Genomic DNA, 6,999 nt, shown 5'->3' on the forward strand with positions numbered 1-6,999 from the left:
ATACTAAGAGGTATGGCTATATGGAGGAAAACGTGAACCAGACAGAGAAAGAAATGGCAGAAAACGAGAAGCAGAAACAGGCAGAAAAAGCAGTGACAGAAAACAAAAATCAGAAACAGGCAGAAACAATCCGGGGACTGACCGCACAGCAGGTGGCAGAGCGAATGGAAAAAGGTCTCTGGAATAAAAAAGCAGAGTCGGCTACAAAGACGACAAAAGAAATTATAAAATCAAATGTATTTACATATTTTAACCTGATATTTTTAGTGATCGCGTTATTGTTAATCGGCGTTGGTGCTTTCCGTGACCTGACTTTTCTTCCGATCATCATTGCAAATACATTGATCGGTATTGTGCAGGAAATCCGTTCTAAAAAAGTACTGGATGATCTTTCTATTTTAAACAGTCCTAAAACAAGGGTGATCCGGGATGGCAGTAAAAAGGAGATTCCCGCGGATGAACTGGTACTGGATGATATTGTGGAGCTTTCTGCGGGCGGACAGATACCAGCGGATGCGGTTGTGTTAAACGGACAGTTAAATGTCAATGAATCACTTCTTACCGGTGAGTCAGATGAGATCGTAAAGAAAAGCGGGGACGAACTTCTGTCCGGCAGCTTTGTGGTGTCAGGAAGCTGTCTTGCACGACTGACAAAGGTTGGAGAAGAGTCTTACATATCGAAATTGACACATCGGGCAACCCAGACAAAAGAAGGGGAACAGTCAGAGATGATCCGTTCTTTAAACCGTCTGGTACAGGCAGTTGGTATTGTAATCATTCCGATCGGTGTGGTTCTTTTTGTGCAACAGTTTGTGTATGCAGGTACTCCTTTGCGGGACAGTGTAACAAGCATGGTGGCTGCGATCCTTGGTATGATACCGGAGGGACTTTATCTGTTAGCAAGCGTTGCTATGGCGGTAAGTGCCATGCGTCTGGCAAAACAGCAGGTTTTAATCCACGACATGAAATGTATTGAAACGCTAGCGAGAGTGGATGTACTCTGTGTGGACAAGACGGGAACGATCACAGTTCCCGACATGGAGGTAGATACTTTTGTTCTCACAGAAGATCTGATGAAAACGGTTCCGGATGGAGATGATGGTACCAGGGTTTATGTCGATGCAGGAGACAGGGAAGAACAGGAACAGAAATATCGACAGGTCAGAGAAAAAATCGCTGAATTTGCTGTAAACATGAATGCAGATAATGCAACGATGGAGGCGGTCAAAGCATACTTTAAGACAGGGAATACCGTGAATATAAAAAAAGCAGACAAAGTGTTTGCATTTTCATCCAAAACAAAGTACAGCGGAATCATTTCCGGGGGAGACAGTTATCTGATCGGGGCACCGGAGTTTGTGCTTCGGGAAGATTATGAGCATTATAAAGAAAAAATTGAAGCATACAGTGAGAAAGGATATCGTGTCCTTGTGTATGGCAGATATGAAGGAGTTTTAGACGGACAGAAACTTACGGAAAAGGCATTGCCGGTTGCATTTATCATGCTGACAAATGCCATTAGAGAGGGGGCAAAGGAAACCTTTTCCTATTTTACAGAGAGAGGTGTTGAGATCAAGGTAATTTCCGGTGATAATCCAAAGACAGTTGCAGAGATTGCACAAAAAGCCGGAATCTGTGGCGCAGATAACTACGTGGATGCTTCCACACTGACGACGGATGAGAGCATTGCGCAGGCAGTGATGAAATATCAGATTTTTGGCAGGGTGACACCGGATCAGAAGTTAAAATTTGTGGAAGCACTGAAAGCACAGGGAAGAACAGTTGCCATGACAGGCGATGGCGTCAATGATGTGTTGGCACTAAAGGATGCGGACTGCAGTATTGCGATGGCATCGGGGAGCGAGGCGGCATCACAGGTGGCGCAGCTTGTGCTGCTGGATAATGACTTTTCGAGGATGCCATCAGTAGTGATGGAAGGCAGAAGAGTGGTAAACAATATTCAGCGTTCAGCAAGTTTATATCTGGTAAAAAACATATTTTCCATGCTGCTGGCAGTATTTTCCATGATTTTTATGATCAATTATCCATTGGAACCATCTCAGATATCATTGATCAGTATGTTTACGATCGGCATACCATCCTTTGTGCTTGCGTTAGAGCCGAATAAAGACCGTATACAGGGACATTTTATGACAAATGTACTGTTAAAGGCGTTGCCAGCCGGACTTACTGATTTTCTGGCTGTCAGCAGTCTGGTGCTGTTTTGTCAGGAATTTGGTGTAAACGAAGGAGATATATCAACGTCCTGTACGATCCTGGTCGCCATTGTTGGATTTATGATCTTATATCAGATCGCAAAACCAATGACAATCGGGCACCGCGTGTTAATGGTGGGAATGGTTGCCGGATGGCTGTTCTGCATGATATTTGTCAGCCATCTGTTCGCAATCAGGGATATCTCAATGCAGTGTATGATGCTGACAGCGGTATTTGCAATCGCAACGGAACCGGTTTTACGTTATCTGTCGAAATTTGTGGAGTGGCTGCGTGGAAGTCTGCTGGTATTGAAAAAGAAGATACACCGGGTGACAGCATAAAATGGGATAATGCTTTGGTAAGAAATAACAAGATAAAGAAATAGCCGCCCCGGTTTGAAAGACGGAGCGGCTGTTCAAGTGAAAGTAGTGATTTTGGAATGAACGGTTATTCCAGATTCAGATGTTTTTTAATAATAACCATGCACACGATATAGAAAATCACACATTCGATGATCGAAAAGAGCAATCCGGAATGCAACATAGAAGAAAAGGCTGTACCGAATGCAGCGTTTTCAGAGACATCATAGACAGCGACATTGATGTTATTCATGAAACCGAAATATCCGGTAAGTACCATGAGGATGGAAGCTGCGATCTGACCTAACATGTAAAACACAATTCCGGCACCGATGGAAGCACCTATTTTATGTTTTGTAAAAAGCTGGCCGATAGAACCGCTGGCGAATACCATCAGAAGATACTGCAGGCAGGATATGATCATGGAAAGAATCATATAAATAATAAAGGTATGAAATGGTATGCCAAACAGATTTTTGAAATCTGCCATAGCCATATAAAAGTCTGAATCAAACGAAAATCCTCTGTTTGCTGCGCAGCCTAAGAAAATGATCGACAGAAACAGGATGATTAAGGATAACATCAGCCAGCAAAAGGAAACGAACAGTTTTACATTGAACGTCGACATCTGACCAACCGGCAGTGTGTGTGTCAGGTATCCCTGATCGGAATACATGGTTTTATAAAAATGAACACACATATATACGTAGCTTACCACGAAAAGTGCAAATACACCAAGTACATAAAATACCATAGCTGCTGTAAAGAAAATCTCCTGTATCTGGTTCGTCATACCTGCAGGATCACTGTTACTGTACATGGCAATGCAGCCGAGAATGGTGACGAATGCCATGATGCCGTAGATGATGAACATTAATTTGTATGTGTTTTTAAATTCGTATTTCAATAATTTTCCTAACATCTGAATACCTCCCGGAACAGTGCATCGATGGATTTGCCTTCCTCGGCGCGGATATCATCAACGGAAGAGGAAAGACGGATCTGTCCATTCTGGATAAAAACGACCTGATCTAAAATATTTTCGATATCAGCGATCAGATGTGTGGAGATCAGGATAGAAGCAGACGGATCATAATTGGTTAAGATCACATCTAAAATATAATCTCTTGCAGCAGGATCGACACCCGCGATCGGCTCATCTAAAATATATAATTCCGCTTTCCGGCTCATGACAAGGATAAGCTGTACCTTCTCTTTGGTTCCTTTTGACATGCTTTTTAGAGAATCATTTGGATTAATATTCAGTTTTTGCAGCATATCGTAGGCGCGTTCCCTGTCGAAATCTTCATAAAAGTCCTGAAAGAAAGCGATGACTTCTTTCACACGCTGGTTCATGTTCAGGTAAGTGTGATCCGGCAGGTAGGAAATGTGGCGTTTACTCTCGACACCGATCGGATTTTCTTTGTAATAGAGTGTGCCGGAAGTCGGGGTTAAAAGTCCGTTGATCATTTTAATCAGTGTTGTTTTTCCACTGCCGTTTGGACCGAGAAGTCCTATGATATGACCACTTTCGATCGAAAGATCAATGTGATCGATCGCAGTTTTATTGCCAAACTTTTTCGTAAGATCTTTACATTCAAGTAATGTGTCCATCATTTTTCTCCTTTCATGGTCTGATCGATCATAGCCAGAATTTCATTTTCCTGAAAGCCGAGCTGCTGCATAAATGAGAGCAGTTCTGTAATTTTATCTTTTGCAAGTGTTGATTTTAATTCATCGATCATGGAAGTGTCCTCCGTAATAAAGCGTCCTGTTGTCCGTTGTGAGAAAACAAGACCGGTTCGTTCAAGTTCTGAAAAAGCCTTCTGCATCGTATTTGGGTTTACCGCTGCTTCGGCAGCAAGATCACGGACGGAAGGCAGTTTGTCTCCGGGTTTATATTTGCCGGAAATGATGTCCATTTCGATCCGCTCTACGATCTGTATGAAAATAGGGCGGTCGGAATTAAGGTTCCATGCCATCGTATCACCTCGTTTCTTTGTACTAATGAAATAATACAATAGTACAAGAGGAGTGTCAAGAATTTTTTTGTAAAGTATTTTTAATTTGTGACGATATAAATGATATAACAGAAGAAAGCTAAGGATGGCGTCTGATTTTCAAGGAATGAAATAACCGGGAAACAGGCGCCATTTTTGCGTTGCTTTCCAGCGCATTTCAAGTTTGTGCGTAAGCACAGATCTTGCGTGTGAAAAATGTATTTTTATACTGAACCCTCCGGGGGAGCGCTTATCTGTTATAAAATGAGTTGTGAAATGGGGAAAATGAGTATGAGAGTTGGGAACAGATTAAACAGCACCATTGTGCGTGCGCGGATGAACCGTATTGCAAAGACAAGAATATTTTCGACAAAACAGCAGAGAACAAAAAAGAGTATTTCAGGAAGTTCGGGTCAGTCGATCAGTCAGCTTCTTTCAAAATTAAATGCAAATAGTGGGAAAACATCATCTGCGGCGCAGTTGATCGCAAACAGAGACCAGACACTTTTATACAGTGGAATGGAGACGGCTGCGGAACGTGTGGAAAAACGGTTGGGGAAGTTTTTAAAAACAGATGGTACTTCTGTATTTGACGGGGAAGATGAGGCAAAAGTGAAAGAGAATGTGACAGATCATATAGAGTCATTTGTAAATGACTATAATTATCTGATGAAACGTCTTACACAGTCCGGCGACAGCGTGGATTCAAATTTTGCCAAAAAGCTGAAGAATTATGCAAATGCGGAAAATAAAGAACTCCGTGAGATCGGAATTACGATAAATGGTGACGGAACATTAGAGCTGGATGAAAAGAAATTAAAGGCAGCCGACATCAGCCAGATAAAGAAAATGTTTGCCGGTGAAGATGGGTTTGCCGAAAAAGTGTCAGATCTGTCAGGACAGATCAGCAAATATGCAAAAGAAAAGGTGACGGAACTCGAAAAATCAAATGTGACGGCGAGCAGTAACTATAACCGTTATGCACGCTATACAAACGGCACACAAAATAGCAGCAGTTATTATAACAATGGCTATTATAACAGTAAGGCATAATGACAGAGCAGTTTTATGGGGATGACTCTGTCAGAATAAAAAAGACCGCAAAAGAAGAATGGGTGCAGTCCGAATTCAGGGAACAGGAGAGATACCGGAGAAATTATTATGGTACGATTTTTCTTGAGATTTTGTTAGATAAGATGCAACAGAAAGAAAGGGTACTGTATATTGAGACGGTAAAAGCACCTCGGGTCGTGCGCATAAAGCGGAGAAAAAAAGATCTGGATCCGAAAAAATGTGATGAAGTGGAGCGGCAAAAAGAGACTGTCACAAAAAACTGTGATGCGCACAAGCCAAAAGAATCGATGGTATCCGGAACACGGTCTGTGCCGCCTGCACAGAATGTGCAGGATATGCCGGTCGTACCGGAAATAAGATTGTCAAATGGATCGGAAGAGCAGAGAAGGGGTTCGCATGCGGAGCTTATGATAAGTACTGGTATGTCACAGGAAAGTCGAAACGCAGGCAGCAGTCCGGGTGGAAATCAATGCTCTACGGCGTATTCCATGGAATGTTGTTCTGTGAAATATTGTTCCATGGAAGGGTGTTCCATGGAATCTTCCGCGAGTGTTTCAAAAACCGGACTTACTCCGGTTCAAAAAGAAACGATTCTTGTGTGGGCGTCGGGAGATATTTTAGAATTGACTGTGATGTCAGAACTGCCGGAAATATCGGGAACTTATAATGCGCGGGCGTGTATGGTGTAGGTGCGGCTTAACTGCCGTTGCCTGCATTACAGGTGCGAACAGCAGCGCTTTTTGTGTAAATTGCACAAGAAAATTCAAATGAGTTGCATACTAAGGATGACGTATGATAAAATAACTCAAAGCATATTTCTACGATGCAGACATCTATCCGGTGCTATAATTACGAATCCGGCAATTCTGTCTGTATGACTATCAGGATGTATACATCCGTCTAAAATTCAAAAAAACATTTCAGAAATCTATGCTTTTTATCCACAAAAATGAAAAGCGGGAGATCTGGATGAGCCTCCTGCACACAGGAGGAACCGAATATGAAGAAGAGCACACAGGTATCAGAAAAGATACCGACAGCCAACCGTCAGTACAAAGACACTGTATTCCGCATGCTGTTCTCAGAGAAAGAGAATCTCTTATCCCTGTACAACGCAGTGACCGGAAACCATTATCAGAATGCGGAAGCCCTTAAGATCGTCACGTTGGAAAACGCAATCTATATGGGAATGAAAAATGACCTGGCATTTATGTTAGAGACGAATATTTATCTCTATGAACATCAGTCAACGATCAATCCCAATATACCATTGCGGGATCTGATCTATATTGGGATTGAGTATCAGCAGTTTGTGAACGATAAGTCACTGTATTTGTCAAAGCTGCAGA

General features: G+C 42.3%; 6 protein-coding genes and 1 pseudogene. 4 read left to right on the plus strand and 3 right to left on the minus strand.

Features of this window, described 5'->3' with window-relative positions:
* Positions 1-20 precede the first annotated feature (20 nt).
* Complete coding sequence (locus tag DXA60_RS02235; protein ID WP_117919127.1) at positions 21-2,558, plus strand: cation-translocating P-type ATPase; 2,538 nt, start codon at positions 21-23, stop codon at positions 2,556-2,558.
* 106 nt (positions 2,559-2,664) lie between these two features.
* Here DXA60_RS02235 and DXA60_RS02240 read toward each other — a convergent pair whose 3' ends face one another.
* The 3 genes from DXA60_RS02240 to DXA60_RS02250 are packed head-to-tail and all read right to left on the minus strand — an operon-like array spanning position 2,665 to position 4,558.
* Positions 2,665-3,498, minus strand: coding sequence for a hypothetical protein (locus DXA60_RS02240; protein ID WP_117919129.1), 834 nt, complete (start codon positions 3,496-3,498; stop codon positions 2,665-2,667).
* Positions 3,492-4,190, minus strand: a complete 699-nt coding sequence (locus tag DXA60_RS02245) for an ABC transporter ATP-binding protein (protein WP_199536174.1) — start codon at positions 4,188-4,190, stop codon at positions 3,492-3,494. The genes DXA60_RS02240 and DXA60_RS02245 overlap by 7 nt, the downstream gene beginning before the upstream one ends.
* On the minus strand, positions 4,190-4,558 hold the full coding sequence (locus DXA60_RS02250) for a GntR family transcriptional regulator (protein ID WP_117919133.1): 369 nt from the start codon (positions 4,556-4,558) through the stop codon (positions 4,190-4,192). Before DXA60_RS02250 ends, DXA60_RS02245 begins: the two co-directional genes overlap by 1 nt.
* A gap of 309 nt (positions 4,559-4,867) precedes the next feature.
* Between DXA60_RS02250 and DXA60_RS02255 the strand changes: the two genes are divergently transcribed.
* From DXA60_RS02255 to DXA60_RS02265, 3 genes and pseudogenes are all read left to right on the plus strand, one after another.
* The gene (locus tag DXA60_RS02255) at positions 4,868-5,629 is read left to right on the plus strand and encodes a flagellar filament capping protein FliD (RefSeq protein WP_241070967.1); all 762 of its coding nucleotides are present in this window, start codon (positions 4,868-4,870) and stop codon (positions 5,627-5,629) included.
* On the plus strand, positions 5,629-6,339 hold the full coding sequence (locus DXA60_RS02260) for a hypothetical protein (protein ID WP_117919137.1): 711 nt from the start codon (positions 5,629-5,631) through the stop codon (positions 6,337-6,339). The genes DXA60_RS02255 and DXA60_RS02260 overlap by 1 nt, the downstream gene beginning before the upstream one ends.
* A gap of 311 nt (positions 6,340-6,650) precedes the next feature.
* Positions 6,651-6,999, plus strand: a pseudogene (locus tag DXA60_RS02265) (hypothetical protein); the annotation flags it as partial.

This window comes from Roseburia sp. OF03-24, from assembly GCF_003463035.1.
GTDB classification, from domain to species: Bacteria; Bacillota; Clostridia; order Lachnospirales; family Lachnospiraceae; genus Roseburia; species Roseburia rectibacter.